The sequence below is a fragment of the Streptomyces sp. NPDC029122 genome (assembly GCF_055569445.1).
This window is the reverse complement of record NZ_JBVHWK010000002.1, coordinates 448,542-467,358: the sequence shown is the minus strand read 5'-3', so window position 1 is coordinate 467,358 and position 18,817 is coordinate 448,542. Positions and strand designations below refer to the sequence as shown.

Here is an 18,817-nt window from a genome sequence, read left to right as displayed (position 1 = left end):
GGGACCACGCTCCGGGGCATACTAAGCGGTCGCTTGCCTCCTTGGGAACCCTGGACCGGCCCAGCCCGGCCGGGGTGGACCCGCCGCACGCGCGGGACCGCACCCCGGTCGGCCGGACGCCCCGCCCGCACGGGAACACCCCCCTCCGGAAACCGGACGCACGAACGACCGGTGAACGCCAGTGCCGGGCGTTAGCATCAACAGGCCGCTGTCACCGGGCATATGACGCGCCAGGGGATCGCGCCTGCCCGGGGCCGGCCGCTCCGGGCAGGCGCCGGCGCCACGAGCACACACCACAGGGGGAATCCGAACGATGAACAGCACACGCATGCGCAGCGCGGGCTCGGCGGCCACCGCCGCCCTCGTCCTGGCCGGCGTCGTCACCGCCGCCGGACCCGCCGCGGCCGCGGTCTCCTGCACGCCCCGGATCCAGGTCCTCGGCTCCATCGGGTCCGGCGGCTACAACGTGGGCAACGAGCAGCCCGAGGGCGTCCTCGGACTCGGCCCGGGCAACCTGTCCGTCGGCCGCTCCGGCGGCAAGCCCGTCTACTGGACCGGCACCCGGCTCCACAGGGTGCCGCTGCCGGAGGTCGGCGCTCCTGGTGCGGTGCTCGGGGTGAACGCGAGCGGTCTGATGGTCGGTGCCGTCCACGGCGCCGACGGCTACGCCTTCACCTACCGGGCGGGCGACGCCGCGGTCACCCGGCTGCCGGGGAGCGACTCGGCGTCGGACGACGCCGACGTCAACGACGCCGGCTACGTCGTCTCGCGGGTACGGACGGGCGCGGGCGTCGTCTGGAAGGACGGCCAGAAGGTCCGCGACCTGGCCCTGCCGGCGGACGCCCTGCCCGGCACGCGGGTCGAACTGGTCACCGGCGTCAACAACGGCGGCGATGTCCTCGGGATGGCGCGGGAGGACTACGAGGACCCGAACACGGGCGCCCACCGGGACGGGTCCTACCCGGTGCTCTGGCCCGCCGGCGGCGGACCGGCCAGGGCTCTGGCCGCCACCGCGAACGACAGCTACGTGCAGGACCTCGACGAGAGCGGCCGCGTCGTCGGCTACGACTGGTACGGCATGGGGTACCAGTACAAGCCCATGACCTGGACGCCGCCCCACACCGGGCCCGCCGCCTCCCCCGGGGTGCTGAACACCCACCCCTACGGCACCCTCGAGGCGATCAGTCCGACGACCGGCGTGTCCGTCGGCACCGCCACGTCCCACCCGGACGAGCAGACCCTCCCCGACCAGGCGCAGCTGTGGCCGGGCACGGGACCGGTGCTCGCCCTGCCCCGGCTCGCCGCGCAGCAGGCCAGCGCCGCCGCGTCGGTCTCCGACGACGGCCGCGTCGGCGGCGCGGCCGTCAACGCGAGCGGCACGCTGAAGCCGGTGATCTGGACCTGCGCCACGAAGCAGGCGTACCTGCCCCGGTAGCCGGCGCCGTCGCGGGCATGGCGATCTGCGCCCCGGCGCGCTATCGATGCCCCATGACGGACGAGATCAGGCGCGGGCTGCCCGCGCCCCCGCCGCTCGGCGCCGCCGCCCTGCCCCCCGGCACCTACGGGGGGCAGGTGGTCCTGGTGACCGGCGGCGGCACCGGGCTGGGCAAGGCCATCGCCGCCGAGTTCGCCCGGCTCGGGGCGGACCTGCTCATCGCGGGGCGCCGCGCCGGGCAGCTGGCCGCGGCGTGCGAGGAGCTGGCGGCCGTACCCGGCGCGGGCCGGGTGGCGGCCGCCGTCTGCGACATCCGGGACCCCGAGCGGGTCGCGGACGCCTTCGACGCCGCCGGGGCCGCGCTGGGACCGCCGGACGTACTGGTCAACAACGCCGCGGCGAACTTCCCCAGCCCCGCCGAGGACCTGTCCCCGAACGCCTGGCGGGCGGTGGTCGACACCACCCTGACCGGGACCTGGTTCATGACCCGCGAGTTCGGCCGGCGCCACCTCGCCGCCGGCACCCCGGGGGCGATCGTCAGCGTGGGCGCCTCGTACGCCTGGACCGGGGGCCCGGGCTTCGCCCACAGCGCCGCCGCCAAGGCCGGGGTGAAGAACCTGGTGGAGACCCTCGCCGTGGAGTGGGGCCCGTACGGCATCCGGATCAACGGGCTCGTGCCGGGGCTGTTCCCGCACGCCGACATGACCGAGGACATCCGCGGCGGGCTGGAACGCGCCGCCCCGGAATCGAAGGACACCCGCCAGCCCGCCCTGCGGGTGGGCGCCCCGCGCGAACTGGGCTGGGCCGCCACCTTCCTGGCCTCGCCCTACGCCCGCTTCGTCACCGGCCACACGCTGGTGGTCGACGGGGCGAACTGGCAGCGCCGGGCCCTGGTCCAGCCGGAGGTGGTACCGGTGCGCGAACAGCTGGGACGCGGACCGTTCCAGCCGTGACGGCGTACGGGCCGGAGGCGGGGATGCGGGGGACGGCTCCTCGGTGCGGCCGGTGCTCACGCTCCCCTGAAGCGCGGGGGCCGGCGGGCGGCCTTGGCGCCGTAGCCCTCCGCGGCGTCCTCGGAGGTGAGGGTGAGGGCCGCCGTCATGGCGGCCCGGTCCAGGGCGGCGGGCAGGGCGGCGTCGGCGTAGGAGTCGATCGCCCGCTTGATGCCCTGGACGGCGAGCGGGGCGTTCGCCGCGATCTCGGCGGTCAGGGCGCGGGCGGCGGACTCCAGTTCGGCCCGGGCGACGACCAGTTGGACGAGGCCCAGACGCTCGGCCGTCACCGCGTCGATCCTGCGGCCGGTCAGCGCGAGGAGCTTCGCCCAGCCCGCGCCGGCCTCGCGGGCGATCCGCAGATCGCCGCCGGCGTCCACCGCCACGCCCAGCTGGGCCTCGGGCAGGGCGAAGACGGCGTCGTCGGCTGCGACGCGGATGTCGGCCATCAGGGCCAGTTCGAAGCCGAAGCCCAGGCAGTAGCCCTGGACTGCGGCGACGACCGGCTGCGGCAGGCGGGCGAGGACGGCGAAGCGCTCGTGGACCCAGCGGATGCCCTCGTAGTAGTTCCGGGTCCGTTCGGCGGCGGAGTCGCCCGTGATGGCGCCGCCGGGGGCGGTCACGTCGATGCCGGCGCAGAAGGCCCGGCCCTCGGCGCGCAACAGGACCGCGCGCACGCCGGGGTCGAAGCGGATCCGGTCGGCGAGCAGGCCCAGCTGGCGGGTGGACTCCCAGCTCCAGCCGTTGAGCTTGTCCGGGCGGCACAGGGTGAGGAGCGCGATGCCGTCCTCGACCTCCAGCCGGACGCGCTCCGCTCCCTCGCCGGCCTCCCCGCCGACCGTGTCGATCACGTTCCGCACCCCCCACCCGACTGACGGGGCGTCAGCTTAAGGGGGTGCGGTCAGCGGGGGAAGACCTCGAACGGCACCGCCGGGCGGCCTCCGAAGCGTGCCGCCGCCTGCTGGACGTTGCCGGTCAGGAAGTTCCGTACGTACTCCTCGGGGTCCTGGTCCGTCAGTGCGCCGATGTACGCCTTGTGCTCGAGCAGGGACCGGATCGCACGCTCCAGGCCGGGCCCGGCGTCGACGGCGTGGGTCGGCAGGGTCGTGCCCGCCACCGCGACCCAGCGCACCCCGTCCCACGGCTCCAGGCCCTGCTCGGAGATGAGTTCGGGGAAGATCCACCGGTTGCCCGCGTCGCCGGCGGCGTCCAGCACGGCCCGGCCGACGGCCTTGTGGTCGGGGGTGTTCCAGGCCCCGCCGCCACCGGCCCCGCCCCAGGTGTCGCGGTGGTTGAGGGTGACCACCAGCTCGGGGCGGTGCCGCCGGATGGCCGCCGCGATGTCCCGGCGCAGGTCGAGGCCGTACTCGACGACCCCGTCGCGGTAGTCGAGGAACTCCACCGTGGACACTCCGACGACCGCAGCGCTCGCCCGCTGCTCGGCCTCGCGCAGCGGGCCGCACTCGTCGGGGGCGACCCCGTCGATGCCCGCCTCGCCGCGCGTGGCGAGGAGGTAGGTGACCTCACGGCCGCCGTCTGTCCACTCGGCGATGGCCGCGGCGCAGCCGTACTCGAGGTCGTCGGGGTGGGCCACCACCGCGAGGGCGCGCCGCCAGTCGGCGGGCATGGGCTGCAAGGGGGGCTGCTGCTCAGCTTGTTCGGTCATACGCCGCACCCTAGTGCGGTGACCGCAAAGGCCCGGCAAACCGATCCGGCACCACGGCAGTCGGCCGAAACAGGACGGACACACGAGCGGGTACCTTCCCCGCCCGTCGCCGGCCCTGCCTGGCCCGCCCTGGGTCTAGACCTCGTCGCGGACCAGGGACAGCAGCCGGTCCAGGACGCGGGGGCCGCCGGCACGGACGCCGTCGTGCTCGAACTCGTCCGTCACCCAGGTCCGCAGGCCGCGGATCGCACGGGCCGTGGTCAGCGAGTGCGCGGTGTCCACGTACATGTCGTCGTGGTAGACGGCGGCGGCCACCGGTACCTCGTTGGCCGCGAGGCGAGCCGGGTCGTACAGCGGCTGCCAGCCGGTGCGGGACGCCAGGATGTCCGCGGTCGCGCGCAGGGGGACGAGGGCCGGGTCGGTGGTGAAGTGCCAGGGGTGGATGGTCTCGCCGGTGAACAGGAGCGGGTCGTCGCCGGCGAGGGTCTTCGCGGCGTCGAAGCGCGGCAGTCCGGCGCGGACGCGTTCGGCGGCCCAGGCGGTGGGTACCGCCGGGTCCTGGGCGTAGATCGCCTCGTGGAGGAGGGCGTAGAGGGGGTGACCGGCGAAGGACAGGTGGGTGCGGACCCGTTCCAGGAAAGCGTCCGAGAGGGCGGGCCCGGCGGGGGTGGTGACGAAGGCGTCCTCGAGGAGGTAGTGCAGCTCGTGGCTGCCGTCTCCGGCGCCGAGGACCAGGCCGAGGGACTGGAAGGCCTCGACGGTGAGCCGGTGGCCGCCGGGGAGTTCGGCGGGGCGCTCGGCGAGGTGGGCGGCGATGCGGCGGGCGCGCTCGACGTCCATGGGGTAGCGGGCGTAGTGGGCCAGGTTCTTGCGCTCGATGCGGGGGTACGCCGCCTCGTACACCTCGGTCGCGGTCGCGTCGAGGGAGGGCAGTCCGCCGGTGATCAGGGCGGCGGTCAGGCCCTCGGGCGCGGTGGAGAGGTAGTGGGTGGCGCAGAACCCGCCGAAGCTCTGGCCGAGCACGGTCCAGGGGGCGCCACCGGTGAGGGCCGGGCGGATGGCCTCGGCGTCGCGCACGATGGAGTCGCCGCGGAAGCGGGCGAGGTGTTCGGCCTGCTGCTCCGGGGTGCCGCGCGCGGGCAGGGTCTGCCGGTTGAGCGGGGTGGAGCGGCCGGTGCCGCGCTGGTCGAGGAGCAGCACCCGGTAGTCGGCGAGGGCCCGTTCCAGCCAGGCCTGGCGGCCGGTGAACCGGCGCGCCCCGAACCCGGGGCCGCCCTCCAGGTACAGCAGCCAGGGCAGCCGCTCGGGGTCCTTGTCGTTGGCGACGACCTCGCGGGCGTACAGCTCGATCCGTTCCCCGTCGGGGCGGTCGTGGTCGAGCGGCACGGTGAAGTGGTGGTCGGTCAGGACGACACCGGGCTGGCGGTAGCTGCGCGGGAGGGTCACGGACGGCCCCTGGGTCTGGGTACGGATGCCCTCCCCCGCGCCTTCGCCGGGTCGCGGCGGGGCCGGGGCCGGGCTGACGTCCCGGCCGAGTCTAGGCCCCCGTGGCCCTGGCCGGCGGGCCAGGGCCACGGGATCGGCCCACGGTCACGGGGCCGGTGCCACGGGCCACCCGTCAGCCGGTCAGCCGGACCACCGCTCAGCCGCTCAGCCGGGCCACGGATCAGCCGGTCAGAACTGGACCACCGAGCGGAGCACCTCGCCGCGCTCCATGCGGCCGAAGGCCTCCTCGACCCCCTCGAGGGGGATGGTCTCGGAGACGAAGGCGTCGAGGTCGAGCCGGCCCTGGAGGTACAGGTCGATCAGGAACGGGAAGTCGCGCTCGGGCAGGCAGTCCCCGTACCAGGAGGACTTGAGCGCGCCGCCGCGTCCGAAGACGTCCAGGAGCGGGAGTTCGAGCTTCATCTCGGGCGTCGGTACGCCGACCAGGACCACGGTGCCGGCCAGGTCGCGGGCGTAGAAGGCCTGCCGGTAGGTCTCGGGGCGGCCGACGGCCTCGATGACCACGTCCGCGCCGTTCCCGCCGGTCAGTTCCTGGATGGCCTTGACCACGTCCTCGGTACGCCCGTTGACGGTGTGGGTGGCGCCCAGCCCGCGCGCCCACTCCAGCTTCCGGTCGTCCAGGTCCACGGCGATGATCCGCGAGGCACCCGCCAGCCGGGCTCCCGCGACGGCGGCGTTGCCCACTCCGCCGCAGCCGATGACGGCCACCGAGTCGCCGCGCCCCACGTTGCCGGTGTTCAGGGCCGCGCCGAGGCCGGCCATCACTCCGCAGCCGAGCAGTCCGGCGGCGGCCGGCGAGGCTGCGGGGTCCACCTTGGTGCACTGTCCGGCGGCGACCAGGGTCTTCTCGGCGAAGGCTCCGATGCCCAGGGCCGGGGAGAGCGGGGTGCCGTCCTCGAGGGTCATGGGCTGGGCGGCGTTGTGGGTGTTGAAGCAGTACCAGGGCCGGCCGCGCTTGCAGGCCCGGCAGGTCCCGCACACCGCGCGCCAGTTGAGGACCACGAAGTCGCCGGGGGCGACGGAGGTGACGCCGGGGCCGACGGACTCGACGGTTCCGGCGGCCTCGTGGCCGAGGAGGAAGGGGAACTCGTCGTTGATGCCGCCCTCGCGGTAGTGCAGGTCGGTATGACAGACCCCGCAGGCCCGGATCTCGACGAGGGCTTCACCGGGCCCCGGGTCGGGCACGAGGATCGTGGTCGTCTCCACCGGTGCGCCCTTGCTCCGCGCGATGACCCCTCGTACGCGATGTGTCACGTCGTACCCCGTTCTGTTCGGCTCGGTCTGGATCAACGAACGTACACGGGCGGGGCGCCCCAAGGGAGTTGTGCGGGCGCTCGCGTCATCCGCCACCACCGGTTCCGGCCAGGTCGGGCGGCACGGCCGCGCGCAGTGCCGCGGCGAAGGCGGCCACGGCGGGATGCCCGGCGGCGCCGTCGCGGAAGGCGATCTTGGTGCGGCGTTCCATGTGGAGGCGGGTGAGGGTGAGGCCCGGGTCCGGGGGTCCGGTCACTCCCAGCTGGGGGACGACGGCCACTCCCTGCCCGGCCGCGACCAGGGCGAGGACGGTGTCGAACTCGTCGACCTGGTGCCGGATCCGGGGCGCGAATCCGGCCGCCTGGCAGGCCCGCACGGTCATGGCGTGGCAGAGGGTGCCGGGTGTGGCGGTGATCCAGGGTGCGTCCTGCCGGGTACGCAGGACCGTGCCCTGGTCGGGGCCGGTGCCGGCGGGCCCGCCCTGGTCCGGGCCCGGGGACGGGCCGGCGGGGGCGGCCAGGTACATCGCCTCCCCGTACAGCGGGCGGGTGGCGAGCCCCGGCTCCGGCGGCGCGGGGACGAAGTCGTACTCGTGGATCAGGGCCACGTCCAGGTCCCCGGCCCGCAGCGCGTGCGCGACCGCCGCCGGGTCGGTCTCGCGGACCCTCGGCTCCAGCCCGGGGTGGCGCCGGGCCAGGTGGAGGAGGGCCGCCGGGACGATGGCCCGGGTGGCGGTGGGGAAGGAGCCGACGCGCAGGACGCCGGCGAGGCCGCTGCGGGCCTCGGCGAGGTCGGCGTCCGCCTGTTCGAGGCGTTCCAGGACGGCTTCGGCGTGCCGGACGAGGTTCTGGGCGGCCGGGGTGAGGCGGACCCTGCGGCCGGTGCGTTCCAGCAGGGGCAGGCCGGCTTCCCGTTCGAGGACGGAGAGCTGCTGGGAGACGGCGGAGGGGCTGAAGGCGAGGGCCTCGGCCACGGCGGCGATGGTGCCCCGGCGGGCGAGTTCCCGCAGGAGGCGCAGGCGGCGTACGTCGAGCATCGGCTCAGCTTACGGGTCGGGTAAGGAACGCGAACTGGATTCGGCGCTCGGTCCGGGCGAAGCTCTTCGGTATGCGACAGGAAACTACACAGGCCGGGCAATTCGCCGATACCATCCCTTTCACTCTCAACGGGATCCACGTCCCGCTCGTCACCCCCTTCGCGCGTGACGGGGAGGTGGCCGCCGGGGCGCTGGAGGCCCTGGCCCACGAGGTGCTCGACGCGGGCGCGGCCGGGATCGTGGCCCTCGGCACGACGGGCGAGGCGGCCGCCCTCGACGAGGCGGAGCGCGACCTGGTCACCGGGGTCTGCGCCCGGGTCTGCGGGGAGCGGGGGGTGCCGCTCACGGTGGGGGCGGGAGCGAGCGGGACCAGGGCGAGCGAGGCGGCGCTTGCGCGGCTGGCGCGGTGGCCGCAGGCCCGGGCTGCGCTGGTGACCGTACCGTCCTTCGTACGGCCCTCGGCGGCGGGCGTGCTGGCGCACTTCACGCGGCTGGCGGAGGTCAGCCCGCTGCCGCTGATCGTCTATCACATCCCTTACCGGACGGGGCAGCCGCTGGACGCGGACGCGCTGCGCGCGCTGGGCTCGCTGCCCGGGGTGGCCGGGGTGAAGTACGCGGCGGGCGGGATCGACGCGGAGACGGTGGCGCTGCTGGGCCGGCTGCCGGACGGGTTCTCCGTCCTGGCGGGGGACGACGCGTACGCGTCCCCGATGCTGGCGCTCGGCGCGTCGGGCGCGGTGCTCGCCTCGGCCCATCTGGCGACGGAGCGGTTCGTGGAGCTCGCGGCGGCCTGGCGGGAAGGCGACGTCGGGCGCGCCCGGGGGCTGGGGCACGGGCTGGCGCGGGTCTCGGCGGCGGCTTTCGCGGAGCCGAACCCGACGGTGGTCAAGGGCGTGCTGCACGCGCAGGGCCGGATCCCCACCCCGGACGTACGCCTGCCCCTGCTGCCCGCGTCCCGGGGAGCCGTGGACGCCACTCTGGAGGAGCTGGCCTCCCTCTGAGCCCGTTCTTCAACCTGGCGAACCCGGCGCCGCGTCGGACGGTCGCGCGGTGGGGCGAATTCGGGTGCGGGTCCGGGGCGGACCGGCCAGACTCGCGGCATGACAGCGAAGATCAGCCGCATCAACCCCGATCAGTTGCACGAGACGCCGGGCTACCACCACGTCACCGTGGTGGAGACCGGCCGGACGGCCTATCTGGCGGGGCAGTGCCCCCTCGACCAGGGCGGCTCCCTCGTCGGCCCGGGCTCCCTCGAGGTGCAAGTCGACCAGGTTGCCGTGAACGCACTGGCCGCCCTCGCGGCGGTGAACGCTCAGCCGCAGCACGTGGTGCGTTCGGTGATCTACGTGCGGAGCGATGACAGGGAGGACCTGAGCCTCGCCTGGCGCCGGCTTGCCGCTTCCGCCCTCGGGCCGGCCCTCACGTCCGCCAGTACGCTCCTGGGGGTCGCGCAACTGGGCTTCACAGGGCAACTGGTCGAGGTGGACCTCACCGTCGCGCTGCCCGACTGAGCGGCCCGCACGCCTCGAGTCGGGACGAGTGGCAGGCCCCGGGTGCGGCCGCAGGCGGGCTTGAATGTCCCATTGCGAGCGATTCGTCGGCCTCGGGCGGGTCGCCCGAATCGGCAGTATCGGGGCGCGAATTGACCGTATTGGACGAGACGGCTTCAAACCCGCCGGGCCCGTGATGTGGGTCACGCGGGCCCGTTCAACATCAATTCACCCGGAACGGCCGATTCCCTTTCCACGGAAAGGGAATCGACCCTTTCACGATCCGCCCGTCATGGTCATTTACCGGACAACGGACGGGAAGTCGATCTCCGGGCGGAATTCTCGTCTTGTTCCCGCCCCTCGCATTCGCCTACGGTCACCTCACTCCCCGCGGCCGACTGCCGAATCCGGCCGCCGCCGGGGCTCTCCCGTACCCCCACGTGAGGAACAGCGCCATGCCCCGACACGGTAAGCACCGTCGGCCGAAGCAGCACCGGATCGCCCGCGGACTCGCGGTCGCCGGTACGGGCGGAGCGGCTTTCGCCCTTCCCCTGATCAGCGCCACCACGGCCGGGGCGGCCGGCACCCAGCCGGCTCCGGCGTCGCTCGTCAAGGCGTCCGTGGAGAAGGCCGTGGCGGTGCAGAAGCCGGCCGTGGAGAAGTCCGTCGCGAAAAAGGCGTCCGTGGAAAAGGCCGCTGCGGCCCTGACCTATTCCGTGGTCGGCGGTGACACCCTTTCGAAGATCGCGGCCGAGCATTCCGTGAGCGGCGGCTGGCAGGCGCTCTACTCGGCAAACCGCAACGCCATCGGCGAGAACCCCTCCGTGATCCGCCCCGGCCTGAAGCTGAGCATCGGCGCGGCGGCGCGGGCGGCCGCGGCCAAGCCCGCCGCCAAACCGGCCACCACGTACGCGAACAACCTCGACGGCTGGATCCGCCAGTCGCTGGCCGTCATGGCCAAGCACGGAATTCCCGGCACCTACAACGGGATCCACCGCAACGTGATGCGCGAGTCCTCGGGCAATCCCCGCGCCATCAACAACTGGGACATCAACGCCAGGAACGGCGTCCCCTCCAAGGGCCTGCTCCAGGTCATCGACCCGACCTTCCGCGCCTACCACGTGCCCGGCACTTCCACGGACTCGTACGACCCGGTCGCGAACATCACCGCGGCCTGCAACTACGCCGCCGCCCGCTACGGCTCGATCGACAACGTCAACGGCCCGTACTGACGGGTGCCCCCTGGCGGGGCGTCAGCGCGGCACCGCCGTGGTCCGCCCGGGTTGCCGGCGCCGCCGCGCGCGGACCAGGGTGGCCACGGGAGCCGTCAGGCCGTAGCCGACGTCCTTGCGCAGGGCGGCGGTGCCGGCCTTCTCCACCGCGGTCAGCTGGTGTCCCATGAGCTCCGTCATGGCCGCGACCACCGGCCGCAGTCCGGGCTCGGTGAGGCCGAGGACGCCTTCGGCGGCGCCGAGGGCGGTCCGCGCGCGGGCGCACTCGGCGGCGAGCAGGGCGCGCACCTCCCGGGTGTCGCGGGCCCGTTCCAGGTCGGCGCGGGTGACGGAGTGCTCGTCGAGCCGGGAGCGCGGGACGCACAGCCGCCCGTCGGCGAGGTCGCCCGCGAGATCGGCGAGGAAGTCGACCCGCTGGGCGGCGTCCACGAAGCGGCGCCAGCCGGCGGCCTGGGCCGCGTCGGGGCCGCCCTCGTACTGGAGGCCGGTGAAGACCATGATCCCGGGCCAGGCGTAGGCGTCGAGGTAGGTCTGGAAGTCCTCCTCGGTGGCGAACCCGTCGAACCCGGCCTCGGCGGTGGCGGCGCCGTCGAGGAAGCGGGTGACCCAGTGCCCGGGCAGGCCCCGGGTGCGGACGGCGTGGGCGAAGGCGCGCAGCAGCGGATCCGGGCTGTCGCCGCTCTCCAGGGCTGATCCGGTGCGTCCCGCCAGTGTGGCGAGCCCGGCGGCCCGGGCACTCGGGGTGCCGGTCTCGGCCACGTCGTCGACCAGGTTCATGAAGGCCAGCCCGGCCGCCAGCCAGGGCACCAGGGGCGGCGCGGCCAGCAGGCGCAGGGTGAGGTAGGGGGCCGGTTCGCGGCGCAGCACCCGGCGGGCGGCATGGGTGAAGTCGGCCCGCAGCCGGGGGTCGGTGATCCCGGCCCGGGTCAGGGCGGTGCGCCAGCTGGGCATGGTGGCCGTCTCCTCGGACCGTGTCCGCCGTACCGTACGCGCGGCGCGCGTACGGGGGTGCGGGTGTGCGTGGGCGTGCGGATACGCCCTGTCAGGAGCGGTAGACCTTCTTCACGTTGCCCTGGGTGTCGGCGTACACGTAGCCGCCCCGTCCGTACTCGTCGGTGAGGTAGGGACGCATGGAGGGGGTCGCGTCGAAGAGCCAGGGCTCGACGATGACGTAGCGGGAGGTCGGCCTGGTGACGCCCAGTTCCTGCTGGGCGCGGTCCAGGAGGGCGGGCAGGGCGTCCCACCGCACGCCCGCCATGTCGATGAGCGGCTCGTCCTGTTTGACGGTGCCGCCGGGGCCGGCGTGCGTCACCTGGCCGTCGCGGTACTGGTACCGGTCGAAGGTGTCCGCGCCGGGGGCGGTGGGGATGGAGGCCAGCACGTACCCCTCGTAGACGGTCATCTCCACGAAGGTGGTGGTGCCGGTCCGCTGCTTGAACGCCTCGACGACGGTCCGGACCTGGTCGGGGGCGAGCAGGTTCCCCTTGGCCGCGGCCTGGCCGCCCTCTGCGCGGGGCGGGGCGCCCGTCCGGCCGGCGGGGGTCGCCGCGGCGGGGGTGGCGGCGATCGGGGTGGCGGTGGCGGCGGGGCCCGTGGCCTGCCGGCCGGAGGACTCGCCGTCGGGCAGCGCCTGGACGAGCCCGGCCACCCCGCCGGCCAGGGCCAGCGCGAGGGCGGCGCCGATCAGCGCCGCCCGGCCGCGCCCCCCGGCCGGGGCGGTCGCGGGGACGGGCGTGGTGGACGCGTACGGGGAGCCGCCGCCGGGGGTGAAGGGCCGGACGTCCGACACCGTGGGCGGTGGGCCGTACGGGCCCGCGGCCGGCGGGGCCTGGGAGACACCGGGGCCCGTCCCGAGAGCGGTGCTCGCACCCCGGAGCAGCGCTTCCAGCTCGCCGCCGTCGGGCCGCGCCGCGGGGTCCCGGACGAGCAGCCGTTCCAGTACGGGCCCCAGCGGGCCGGAGCGCACGGGAGCGGGGATCGGCTCGTCGAGGACGGCGACCACCGTGGCCAGGCTGGTGGCGCGGCGCAGCGGGTGCGTCCCCTCGGCGGCCACGTACAGCAGCATGCCGAGCGACCACAGGTCGGAGGCCGCCAGGCCCTCCTCACCCCGGCACCGCTCGGGGGCGATGTACTCGGGCGAGCCGATGAGCACCCCGGTGGAGGTGAGGGCGGTCGCCCCGTGCACGGCGGCGATGCCGAAGTCGGTCAGTACGGCCGAGCCGCCGGGCCGCAGCAGGACGTTGGCCGGCTTCACGTCCCGGTGGAGCACCCCTTCCGCGTGTGCGGCGCGCAGCGCGGAGAGGATGTCGAGCCCGAGCCGCACCGCCTCCGCGACCGGCATCGGTCCGGTGGCGAGCCGGTCGTGGAGTGAACCGCCCCTGAGCAGCTCCATCACGATCCACGGGTGGCCGTCCGTCTCCGGGGCGGGCTCCACGATGTGGTGGATGGTCACCACGTTCGGGTGGGCGAGGCGGGCGAGGGCCCGGGCCTCACGGATGGCCCGCTCGCGCAGCTGGACGGCGAGGTCCGGCTGCGCGGCGGCCGTGGCGGGGTCCGGCGGGCGCACCTCCTTCAGGGCGACCTCGCGGTGCAGTGCGATGTCGCGGGCGCGCCACACCGTGCCCATGCCTCCGGCGCCCAGGGGGCCGATCAGTTCGAAACGGCCGTCGATCAGCCGTCTGCCGGCCTCACTCATCTCCATGGGCGGCCATCGTAGGCCCCGCCACCGTCAGCAGCGGAAGCGGTCCTCCGTCACGGTGCCCTGCGCGGTGGACACCGTACGGTCGTAACAGCCCGCCCCGGCGTCCGTCCCGTACAGCCGGTAGCGCTCGGTGGAGGTGCCGACCGCGTGCCGCTGGTCGCGCGGGACGTTCGCCGTGTAGGTGGCGTCGCCCGTGTACCGGTGGTCGAGGAGGGAGCGGCCGGTCTGGCGGCCGCCGCGCAGGGTGACGGTGTCGGCCCGGTCCCCGAGGGACAGGACGGTGCGCAGCCGGTCGCCGGTGCCGAGGGTGGTCTCGCCGTCCATGGTGTACGTGCGGGCCGTGCGGGTGGTGGCGGCGCCGCGGGTGACGCTCTCCTCGTCGGTCCAGGAAGCCGTGAGGGCGTCCCGGTTCTCGCCGTCGGTCCAGCGGTGCGCGGAGGTGTGGGACACGGCCCGGGTGACGGTGGTGGTGACCTTGCCGTGGGAGGTGTCGAGGTACCCGGCGACGGTCAGGCGGTGGCTCCCGTCGGTGTCCAGACGGTGTTCGCCGCCGGGGGCGGCGGGCGTCCACCGGGAGGATCCGGTGGGGGCGCCCTCCTCGTGGCGGGTCAGGGCGCCGGTGACGACCTGGCGGCCGTGGTCCTGCCAGAGCAGCAGGTTGACGGGGGTGCTCCAGCCGGCCTGGCCGGCCGGCACCCCGGCGACGGAGACCTCGACGCGGTGCTCGCGGCCGTCGTTGAGGAGGGCGGCGTAGGGGGTGAGGTCGTACACGATCGGCTGGACGTCGAAGGCGCGGGGGCCGGGGGTGACGTACCAGAGGAAGGGGTTGGACCAGCCGCCGGTCCACACGGTCGGGAAGGGGGCGGCCAGGCCGGCGAGCCGTCCGTCGACGGATATCCGCACCTCGCGGTGGGGGCCGTCGGGGGCCTTGCAGGAGTAGGGCGCGGCGTCGGGGACGGTCATGTACCAGTACTCCTCGCAGCCGCCGCCGGAGCCGGTGGCGTACACCTCGGCGAGGAGCCGCTCGGTGTTGCGCGGGGTGGTGACGGCGGGGGTGGTGAGGGGCAGGACCCGGTCGGGGGTGTCGGGGGCCGGGTGCTGCCGGTCGGCGGCGTAGAGGGTCAGGGTGACCTTGACCTCGATGACGCCGGTGTAGGTGTCGTTGACGACGTTGCCGATCAGCATCTCGACGGGCTGCGGGCGGCCGAGGAGGCCGCTGTAGCGGGTGACGTCCTTCTCCACGGACCAGGTGATGCCGTCGGGCGAGGGCTGCGGGGTGGAGGTGCGCAGGATCTCGACGCCGCCGAGGGTGAGGTTGCCGAGGCGGTCGTACTGGCGGCCCCTGACCGTGCCGTCGAGGCGCAGGACCGCTTTGGCCCAGCCGGAGCGGCCGCAGCCGGCGGGCGGGGTGTAGCTCCCCCGGTAGGGGGTGAAGTCGCGGAACCGGGCCTCGGCCAGGGTCACCTCGCAGGACCGGGTCGCGGGGCGCTCCACGGGCGGGGCGGCGGTGAGGGGGTCGTGCCAGTCGGTGCCGAACTCGGCGGGCGGGACGGGCCCCTCGGCCGCGGGCCCGGCGGCGGGCGCGGCGGCAGCGGCGGGCGGTCCGGCGGCCGCTGCTCCGGCGGCGGGGGATCCGGCGGCGGCCGCGGGTCCGGCCAGGGCCCCGGCGGCGAGGGTGAGCGCGCCGAGCAGGCCCGTGATCCTGTGTCGTCTCATGGGCCCGCAGTGAAACCCCTGCCGGACCGCCGCCGCCAGGCCCCCGGCCTCAGGGTGGCGGGAAACCGCCGTTCAGTGCCCGGCGGGCAGCACCACGACCCCGTCGTCGTCCACGTACACGGTGTCGCCCGGGCGGAAGGTGACCCCGCCGATGGTGACGGGCTCGTCGACCGCGCCCTCGCCGGTCTTGCCGCTCTTGCGGGGGCACGTGCCGAGGGCCTGGACCCCGAGGTCCAGGGCGCCGAGGGCGACGCTGTCGCGGACCGCGCCGTTGACGATCAGCCCGGCCCAGCCGGAGCGGTGTGCCGCGCCGGCGATGAGGTCGCCGACGAGGGCGGTACGCAGGGAGCCGCCGCCGTCGACGACGAGGACGGCTCCCCCGCCGGGGGTGTGGAGGAGTTCGCGCAGCAGGGCGTTGTCCTCGTGGCAGCGGACGGTGCGCACGGGTCCGGCGTACAGGTGGCGGCCGCCGATCCGGCGGAACGGGGTGGCGCAGATGCCCAGGTCCTCGCCGTGCTCGTCGTACAGGTCGGCGGTGGGGACGGGGGTGACGCTCATGGGTCCGGGCTCCTCGCATCTCGTGCGTCGCGCGGGGCCCAGCCTAGTGCTGTGGCCGGAAAGGACTGCCGGAAGGGTCTGCCCGGAGGGATGGTGTCCGGTTCAGTCGCGGGAGTTGCCGAAGAGGAGGCGGTAGCCGATGAGCAGGACGAGGGAGCCCGCGATGGCCGAGCCCCAGGTGGCGAGGTCGAAGAACTGGGCCTGGACCGGGCGGTCGAGGAACGTGGCGGAGAGCCAGCCGCCCGTGAAGGCGCCGGCGACGCCGATGAGGGTGGTGCCGATGAGGCCGCCGGGGTCCCGGCCGGGGAGCAGGACCTTGGCGATGGCGCCGGCCAGCAGCCCCAGGATGATCCAGCCGATGATGCCCATGCCGTTCGCTCCGCTCTTCGGTGTGCGTCTTCCGTACGGGAGGACGCACACCGGCGGCGGAACGGTTCTGCCGCGCCGGCGGCTCAGGCCGTCGCATGGCCGGCCGGCACCGGGCGGGATCCGGCGGCCGGTGCGGCGGGCGCGGTACGGGTGAGCAGCAGCACGCCGCGCGTGGCCGCGAGGGCTCCGGCCGTGGCGAGCAGGATCCCGAGCGCGCCGCCCTGGAGGCGTTCGCCGAGCAGGATCGTGCCGATCGCGGCCGCGGCGAGCGGGTTGGCGAGGTTGACGACGGCGAGCGGGGCTCCGAGGCCGCCCCGGTAGGCCCGCTGCGAGAGCAGCATCCCGCCGACGGCGAACACCACCACGAGCAGGGCCACGGTGATCACCCGGCCGCTGAGCAGGGCGCCGCCCCGTCCGCCCGCCACGGCCACGGTCTGGGTCAGGGCGGAGGCGACGGCGGAGGCCAGTCCGGAGGCGGTGGCGTGGCGCAGCCCCGGGCCGGGGTCCTTGCGGGCGGTGAGCAGGAGGATCGCCGCGACGGTGGCCCCCGACACGGCGAGCGCCTCGGCCAGGGTGAGGGTGTCGTCGGGGGCGGGGCCCGAGGCGGGGAGAAGGAACAGTGCGAGCCCGGCGACGGTGGCCAGGGTGCCCCGCCACTCGGTGGGGGCGACCCGCCTCCCGGCGCCCCGGGCGCCCAGCGGGACGGCGGCCACCAGGGTGAGCGCTCCCAGCGGCTGGACGAGGGTCAGCGGTCCGTAGCGCAGCGCGGCGGCGTGCAGCAGCGCCGCGGCGGCGTTCAGGCCGGCCGACCACCACCAGGCCCCGTTGCCGAGCAGGGCCCGGGCACTGCGGGCGACGGCCCGGCGGGCCAGGCGCTCCTGGGCGACGGCGGCGGCCGCGTAGGTGGCGGCCGAGGCCAGGCAGAGGGCGACGGCGAGGACGGTGGCGTTCATCGCCGGGCTCCCGCGGAGACGGCGGAGGGGACGCGCACGGCGCCGCCGGAGCCGGACGCCCCGGTCCCGGCACACCCGGTGCCGGCACCGGCAGGGGCACCGCCCATGACCCCGGCCGGGCCGGGCCGCACCGCCGGACGCGGGCGCGGAAGGCTCCGTACCTCCGGGGCGGCTGGGCCGTCGGCGGCCGGGCGGGGGACCAGCAGGAGGGCCGCGCCCAGCAGCAGGGCGGCCACGATGGCGTCGAGCCAGTAGTGGTTGGCGGTGCCCACGATCACGAGCAGGGTCATCAGCGGGTGCAGCAGCCACAGGGCGCGCCACCGGGAGCGGGTCGCGGCGATCATGCCGAGGGCCAGCATCAGCGCCCAGCCGAAGTGCAGCGAGGGCATCGCGGCGAACTGGTTGGCCATGGTGTCGGCTTCGGGGGCGGCACCGTAGACGGTCGGCCCGTACACCTGCCCGGTGTCCACCAGGTGCGCGGCGCCCAGCATCCGGGGCGGTGCGAGCGGGAAGGAGAGGTGCAGGACGAGGGCGGCGCCGGTGAGGACGGCGAGCACCCGCCGGGTCCACAGGTAGTGCCGGGGGCGGCGCAGGTACAGCCAGACCAGGAACAGGGCGGTCGCCGGGAAGTGCACGGCCGCGTAGTAGGTGTTCGCGGTGTGGACGAGGGCGTCCCCGTGGAGGAGCAGCCCCTGTACGGCGCCCTCACCCGGCAGGTGCAGGGCTCGTTCGGCCTCCCATACCCGGCCGGCGTTGCGGAAGGCCTCGTCGGTGCGGCCCGTCGAGAGCATCCGGCCGGCCTTGTAGGCGGCGAAGAGGACCGCGACGAGCAGCAGCTCGCGTATGAGCCGGCGGCGGGCGCCGAGGTGACCGGCGGGTGGCCGGTCCGGAGCGGTGTGGGAGGTCATCCCCCGGTCTCACTCTCTTTCGGTTTCCATCGACACGCCAGTGTATCGATACATGGGCGTATCGATACGCTGGTGTTCCGATAAGCTCGGTGGGCCGTACACTCGGAACACGGACCCACCGCCCGGATCCCGCGAGGAGAGCCTCCCCCATGACGTCGACGCCGCAGGTCACCGCGCGCCGCTCCAAGATCAGCCCGGAGCGCGAGCAGGAGTTCTACGACGTCGTCCTCGACCAGCTGCGCGAGTACGGGTACGAGGCCCTCACCATGGAGGGCGTCGCCGCCCGGGCCTCCTGCGGGAAGTCCACGCTCTACCGGCAGTGGAAGACCAAGCCGCAGCTCGTCGCCGCCGCCCTGCGCGCGAGCCGCGCCCGCCGCGGCGAGCGGACCCTGGCGGACGTGGACACCGGCACTCTGGCGGGGGACCTCCGCGAGGCCGCCCGGATCGCGGCCGGCACCTCGGGCCGCGACACCCGCCTCACCCAGGCGCTGGGGGTGGCCGTCCTCAGCGACGAGGAGCTCCGGGCCGCGCTGCGCGAGGCGCTGGTCGAGCCCGAACTGGCGGCCTTCGGCGCCATCGTGGAGCGGGCCGTGGCCCGCGACGAGATCGCCCCGGACCATCCGGCCGTGGAGTTCCTGCCCGCGCAGCTGATGGGCGTCCTGCGCATCCGACCCGTGCTGGAGGAGCGCTACGCGGACGCCGACTACCTGGTCAGGTTCGTCGACGCGGCCCTGCTGCCCGCGCTGGGCATCACACCCCCGGCGGCGGACGCGGCCGCGGCCGGGCACCCCTGACCCCCTGAACCGGCGGGCCGCCGTTCACGATGACCGGACGGCGGACCGCTCGCGCTGCCACGTGGGGACGGCGGCAGCGCGCCACCCGGACGGGGGGGGGGGGGGGGGGCCGCGGGGGGGGGGGGGGGCGCGCCGCCCCGCGCGCGCCGCCACCCCCTCCCATCCCCCACTCACCCCCCCCCCCGCCCCATCGATCCTCTATGGGTT

At 75.1% G+C, this 18,817-nt stretch carries 18 protein-coding genes; 6 read left to right on the top strand and 12 right to left on the bottom strand.

Annotated elements, in window-relative coordinates:
• Positions 1-313: 313 nt before the first annotated feature.
• Positions 314-1,435 carry a hypothetical protein gene (locus tag ACZ4WZ_RS04500; RefSeq protein WP_467884898.1) on the top strand — a complete coding sequence of 374 codons (1,122 nt, stop codon included), beginning with the start codon at positions 314-316 and terminating at the stop codon, positions 1,433-1,435.
• Positions 1,436-1,488: 53 nt separating this feature from the next.
• Positions 1,489-2,388: an SDR family oxidoreductase gene (locus ACZ4WZ_RS04495; RefSeq protein ID WP_467884895.1), complete on the top strand. Its 900-nt coding sequence runs from the start codon at positions 1,489-1,491 to the stop codon at positions 2,386-2,388.
• Positions 2,389-2,444: 56 nt separating this feature from the next.
• Here ACZ4WZ_RS04495 and ACZ4WZ_RS04490 read toward each other — a convergent pair whose 3' ends face one another.
• The 5 genes from ACZ4WZ_RS04490 to ACZ4WZ_RS04470 all read right to left on the bottom strand — a co-directional run bounded on the left by ACZ4WZ_RS04490 (position 2,445) and on the right by ACZ4WZ_RS04470 (position 7,889).
• Positions 2,445-3,278 (bottom strand): enoyl-CoA hydratase/isomerase family protein, encoded by an 834-nt coding sequence (locus tag ACZ4WZ_RS04490; RefSeq protein WP_467884892.1) that lies wholly within the window; start codon positions 3,276-3,278, stop codon positions 2,445-2,447.
• A gap of 50 nt (positions 3,279-3,328) precedes the next feature.
• Positions 3,329-4,093: a PIG-L deacetylase family protein gene (locus tag ACZ4WZ_RS04485; protein ID WP_467884889.1), complete on the bottom strand. Its 765-nt coding sequence runs from the start codon at positions 4,091-4,093 to the stop codon at positions 3,329-3,331.
• A gap of 135 nt (positions 4,094-4,228) precedes the next feature.
• A complete protein-coding gene (locus ACZ4WZ_RS04480; protein WP_467884886.1) occupies positions 4,229-5,539 on the bottom strand; it encodes an alpha/beta fold hydrolase in 1,311 nt (436 codons plus the stop codon).
• A 228-nt stretch (positions 5,540-5,767) separates the two neighbouring features.
• Positions 5,768-6,853 carry an S-(hydroxymethyl)mycothiol dehydrogenase gene (locus ACZ4WZ_RS04475; protein ID WP_467884883.1) on the bottom strand — a complete coding sequence of 362 codons (1,086 nt, stop codon included), beginning with the start codon at positions 6,851-6,853 and terminating at the stop codon, positions 5,768-5,770.
• A gap of 85 nt (positions 6,854-6,938) precedes the next feature.
• The gene (locus tag ACZ4WZ_RS04470) at positions 6,939-7,889 is read right to left on the bottom strand and encodes a LysR family transcriptional regulator (RefSeq protein WP_467884880.1); all 951 of its coding nucleotides are present in this window, start codon (positions 7,887-7,889) and stop codon (positions 6,939-6,941) included.
• A 71-nt stretch (positions 7,890-7,960) separates the two neighbouring features.
• Here ACZ4WZ_RS04470 and ACZ4WZ_RS04465 point away from each other — a divergent pair, with 71 nt between their 5' ends.
• From ACZ4WZ_RS04465 to ACZ4WZ_RS04455, 3 genes are all read left to right on the top strand, one after another.
• Positions 7,961-8,890 carry a dihydrodipicolinate synthase family protein gene (locus tag ACZ4WZ_RS04465; protein WP_467884877.1) on the top strand — a complete coding sequence of 310 codons (930 nt, stop codon included), beginning with the start codon at positions 7,961-7,963 and terminating at the stop codon, positions 8,888-8,890.
• Positions 8,891-8,989: 99 nt separating this feature from the next.
• Positions 8,990-9,400 (top strand): RidA family protein, encoded by a 411-nt coding sequence (locus tag ACZ4WZ_RS04460; protein ID WP_467884875.1) that lies wholly within the window; start codon positions 8,990-8,992, stop codon positions 9,398-9,400.
• Positions 9,401-9,834: 434 nt separating this feature from the next.
• Positions 9,835-10,611, top strand: coding sequence for a transglycosylase SLT domain-containing protein (locus ACZ4WZ_RS04455; RefSeq protein WP_467884874.1), 777 nt, complete (start codon positions 9,835-9,837; stop codon positions 10,609-10,611).
• Between the two features lie 21 nt (positions 10,612-10,632).
• On the opposite strand, the gene ACZ4WZ_RS04450 is transcribed toward ACZ4WZ_RS04455, so the two are convergent.
• From ACZ4WZ_RS04450 to ACZ4WZ_RS04420, 7 genes are all read right to left on the bottom strand, one after another.
• Positions 10,633-11,562, bottom strand: coding sequence for a squalene/phytoene synthase family protein (locus ACZ4WZ_RS04450; RefSeq protein WP_467884872.1), 930 nt, complete (start codon positions 11,560-11,562; stop codon positions 10,633-10,635).
• Between the two features lie 91 nt (positions 11,563-11,653).
• Positions 11,654-13,312 carry a serine/threonine-protein kinase gene (locus ACZ4WZ_RS04445; RefSeq protein WP_467884870.1) on the bottom strand — a complete coding sequence of 553 codons (1,659 nt, stop codon included), beginning with the start codon at positions 13,310-13,312 and terminating at the stop codon, positions 11,654-11,656.
• A gap of 27 nt (positions 13,313-13,339) precedes the next feature.
• Positions 13,340-15,028, bottom strand: a complete 1,689-nt coding sequence (locus ACZ4WZ_RS04440) for a peptide-N4-asparagine amidase (RefSeq protein ID WP_467884868.1) — start codon at positions 15,026-15,028, stop codon at positions 13,340-13,342.
• Positions 15,029-15,100: 72 nt separating this feature from the next.
• Positions 15,101-15,586, bottom strand: coding sequence for a ribonuclease E activity regulator RraA (rraA, locus tag ACZ4WZ_RS04435; RefSeq protein ID WP_467884866.1), 486 nt, complete (start codon positions 15,584-15,586; stop codon positions 15,101-15,103).
• 102 nt (positions 15,587-15,688) lie between these two features.
• A complete protein-coding gene (locus ACZ4WZ_RS04430) occupies positions 15,689-15,955 on the bottom strand; it encodes a GlsB/YeaQ/YmgE family stress response membrane protein (RefSeq protein WP_467884865.1) in 267 nt (88 codons plus the stop codon).
• An 83-nt stretch (positions 15,956-16,038) separates the two neighbouring features.
• Entirely contained in the window at positions 16,039-16,908 is an 870-nt protein-coding gene (locus ACZ4WZ_RS04425; RefSeq protein WP_467884863.1) for a DMT family protein, read from the bottom strand.
• The gene (locus ACZ4WZ_RS04420) at positions 16,905-17,816 is read right to left on the bottom strand and encodes a phosphatase PAP2 family protein (protein WP_467884861.1); all 912 of its coding nucleotides are present in this window, start codon (positions 17,814-17,816) and stop codon (positions 16,905-16,907) included. Before ACZ4WZ_RS04420 ends, ACZ4WZ_RS04425 begins: the two co-directional genes overlap by 4 nt.
• Before the next feature lie 149 nt (positions 17,817-17,965).
• Here ACZ4WZ_RS04420 and ACZ4WZ_RS04415 point away from each other — a divergent pair, with 149 nt between their 5' ends.
• Positions 17,966-18,610 carry a TetR/AcrR family transcriptional regulator gene (locus ACZ4WZ_RS04415; RefSeq protein WP_467884859.1) on the top strand — a complete coding sequence of 215 codons (645 nt, stop codon included), beginning with the start codon at positions 17,966-17,968 and terminating at the stop codon, positions 18,608-18,610.
• The last annotated feature ends 207 nt before the right edge of the window (positions 18,611-18,817 follow it).

Excerpts from the sequence above, each read along its gene's own strand:
- ACZ4WZ_RS04500 (WP_467884898.1), top strand. The coding sequence starts at position 314 with ATGAACAGCACACGCATGCGCAGCGCGGGCTCGGCGGCCACCGCCGCC.
- ACZ4WZ_RS04495 (WP_467884895.1), top strand. The coding sequence starts at position 1,489 with ATGACGGACGAGATCAGGCGCGGGCTGCCCGCGCCCCCGCCGCTCGGC.
- ACZ4WZ_RS04485 (WP_467884889.1), bottom strand. The coding sequence starts at position 4,093 with ATGACCGAACAAGCTGAGCAGCAGCCCCCCTTGCAGCCCATGCCCGCC.
- ACZ4WZ_RS04470 (WP_467884880.1), bottom strand. The coding sequence starts at position 7,889 with ATGCTCGACGTACGCCGCCTGCGCCTCCTGCGGGAACTCGCCCGCCGG.
- ACZ4WZ_RS04465 (WP_467884877.1), top strand. The coding sequence starts at position 7,961 with ATGCGACAGGAAACTACACAGGCCGGGCAATTCGCCGATACCATCCCT.
- ACZ4WZ_RS04460 (WP_467884875.1), top strand. The coding sequence starts at position 8,990 with ATGACAGCGAAGATCAGCCGCATCAACCCCGATCAGTTGCACGAGACG.
- ACZ4WZ_RS04455 (WP_467884874.1), top strand. The coding sequence starts at position 9,835 with ATGCCCCGACACGGTAAGCACCGTCGGCCGAAGCAGCACCGGATCGCC.
- ACZ4WZ_RS04450 (WP_467884872.1), bottom strand. The coding sequence starts at position 11,562 with ATGCCCAGCTGGCGCACCGCCCTGACCCGGGCCGGGATCACCGACCCC.
- ACZ4WZ_RS04445 (WP_467884870.1), bottom strand. The coding sequence starts at position 13,312 with ATGGAGATGAGTGAGGCCGGCAGACGGCTGATCGACGGCCGTTTCGAA.
- ACZ4WZ_RS04440 (WP_467884868.1), bottom strand. The coding sequence starts at position 15,028 with ATGAGACGACACAGGATCACGGGCCTGCTCGGCGCGCTCACCCTCGCC.
- rraA (WP_467884866.1), bottom strand. The coding sequence starts at position 15,586 with ATGAGCGTCACCCCCGTCCCCACCGCCGACCTGTACGACGAGCACGGC.
- ACZ4WZ_RS04430 (WP_467884865.1), bottom strand. The coding sequence starts at position 15,955 with ATGGGCATCATCGGCTGGATCATCCTGGGGCTGCTGGCCGGCGCCATC.
- ACZ4WZ_RS04425 (WP_467884863.1), bottom strand. The coding sequence starts at position 16,908 with ATGAACGCCACCGTCCTCGCCGTCGCCCTCTGCCTGGCCTCGGCCGCC.
- ACZ4WZ_RS04420 (WP_467884861.1), bottom strand. The coding sequence starts at position 17,816 with ATGACCTCCCACACCGCTCCGGACCGGCCACCCGCCGGTCACCTCGGC.
- ACZ4WZ_RS04415 (WP_467884859.1), top strand. The coding sequence starts at position 17,966 with ATGACGTCGACGCCGCAGGTCACCGCGCGCCGCTCCAAGATCAGCCCG.